Raw genomic sequence first — 2,201 nt, forward strand, 5'->3', positions numbered from 1 at the left:
CGCACGATAAAGATATTTCCACGCACCTTTCACCTTGATGTAGGTCTCATCCATGCGCCAACTTCCACCCACTGGACGTTTGTGTTGGCGGAACATCTTTTCCAACAATGGCAAGAACCGCATCGCCCATCGATTGATCGAGGAATGATCAACAAACACGCCACGCTCCTGCATCATCTCTTCCAGCTGTCGATAGCTTAATGGATATGCCGCGTACCACCGAACGCAGACCAGAATCACGTCGATCGGAAATCGCATCCCTTTGGTATTCAGCATGGCTGCTTGCTCACTTTGCAAAAGCAGCAGTCTACCGGACGGCGAGGACCTTCTCGCTTAATGCGACACAACCCTTCCTTCGACGTGTGTGGAGGGTGAGCATTGCGGGAACCCGCTCACCTCACGGCGCAATGTCACGCGCATCCACTCGCAGTGCATAGCCTCCGAATCCGATTGGAAGCAAACAACCAAGGCGCCAAATCCTTCAGTAGTGATTTCGCGCTATATGCCATTGGCAATCCGCTCTAATCGTTGGCTATAGATACTGTCTCGACACCAGCTACATTTCCTGCTCGTTCCGGTAGCAGCGACTCATTGCTGCTTCGCCGCCTCCTATCAACCGCGCAAGCCCGTGATTAAGCCTAGACCGTATGCAAGGCGCAATGCCCTTTTAAACCAACGGTTATACGTACCGCATTGCTTACACGAAGCTTGCTATCGCCGGTTTTGAGTGCTGTAAAGTATTCAGCTGCAGGGAACGGGCCGTTGCGACGCCATACTCGAGCATATATTTCAGTTCCTTGATACTGATTCCAGTTTCTTCATGGACGGAAATAATCAAGGCGGCACCAAACGGAACGCGCCCATGACGTACCTTGCTTAGTACGGGAGGGCTGATGGAGAGAACCCGGCAGAGAGCGGCATCAGTTGTTAATCCCATGTCATGCATGATCTTGTCCAGCAGCTGGTTGGCGTAGCGGACTGCGTCCGGTATGTTCCTCGTCATCGAATGCTCCTATAGGAGAACGCATTACCTCCCATCGAGGCAACGTTCGCGACGCCTATTCTTCCAAACGCTTGAAAGGCAATCTGCTGAAACGACTAGGATTTCATGAAACATTGACCCTTGCTGCCATCTTGTAGGGTCAGGTTTATTCCCCCCGTACGGATATCTCGTGGTAGCGTGACATCACTGTCACGGAACTTCTTCATCCGGAAATTACCGCACTCCTTGGCGTATGCCTGACCAGCGTTTACCTACCGCCATAACGGATTAGCCCAAGCAATGTGGGGACTGCTAATTATTTAGGTTTGAAGTGAACGGTGCTGATCCGGTATTTATTGCGACGATCACCCATGAGATCCCGTAGTTCGCGAATGCTCAGCCCGGTCTCCTCGTGCATCGCGATAAGGAGCGTTGCACCGACGGGAAGCCTACCGTGGCGTATTTTACTGAGTACCGGCGGCGCGACTTCTAGGGTTCGTGCAAGCGCCGCATCATTCTTCAGATTAAGTTTTTTGATGACGATATCCAGCAATCGATTGGGATCGTACTTGATGTCGGTCTGGGGATCGTTTTCATTAGCATCCATGCGATAGTCCTGATGTGGGTTTAGGCGCTACTTTCACCACTTCTACAAAGAAACAGAAATTTATTGTGAGATTATAGTTTGAGGGCTGGCAGCCATGGGCATCAGTACGATTTGCAGGTCGCACCTCCCTCGCTGAAGAAACGATATTGTCATCTCCTGCCCTTTTCGCTTTGTAGATGGTGAAAGGAGTCCGTTGAACAAGCGTCAACGGAACCCGACATGTGAAACCGGCCACCCGGGTGCTCCGCTATTCATTCCGTGCAACCGACGAGTGACGAAATGTATGGTGACGGGTTCCCGTAAGACTCACCCTACTGCTTTGTAATTCCGGTGGAAGTGGCGACGGAGCTGGTGAATGGCGGAATGCACGACACCTGGTGTCCGACTAGGCGCCATACACTGATGTGTCGCGGCTTTCGGAATCGAGAAACGAAGTCGTTCAAAGATGCACGCCCTGCTAGAAGCTTTACATGGCACTACATACATTGTTCAAGCCATTTTCAGATGTCTCCCTTCCGGCTATGTTCAAATGTCTTCTTTAAATCACCAGGTTTGCCATTAACGCAGCCGCGCCGCGGAATAGGTAATCAGGGCAGGGCAATCATTAATTCA

At 51.3% G+C, this 2,201-nt stretch carries 3 protein-coding genes; all 3 read right to left on the reverse strand.

Annotated elements, in window-relative coordinates:
- On the reverse strand, positions 1-276 hold a 276-nt coding region (locus ACFQUU_RS29165; protein ID WP_382252121.1), incomplete at its 3' end, for a transposase.
- Positions 277-697: 421 nt separating this feature from the next.
- Positions 698-1,003: a helix-turn-helix domain-containing protein gene (locus tag ACFQUU_RS29170; protein WP_382252122.1), complete on the reverse strand. Its 306-nt coding sequence runs from the start codon at positions 1,001-1,003 to the stop codon at positions 698-700.
- 295 nt (positions 1,004-1,298) lie between these two features.
- Positions 1,299-1,589 (reverse strand): hypothetical protein, encoded by a 291-nt coding sequence (locus tag ACFQUU_RS29175; protein WP_382252124.1) that lies wholly within the window; start codon positions 1,587-1,589, stop codon positions 1,299-1,301.
- Positions 1,590-2,201: the final 612 nt, after the last annotated feature.

The sequence above is a fragment of the Herbaspirillum sp. GCM10030257 genome (genome assembly GCF_042666555.1).
GTDB lineage: Bacteria > Pseudomonadota > Gammaproteobacteria > Burkholderiales > Burkholderiaceae_D > Noviherbaspirillum.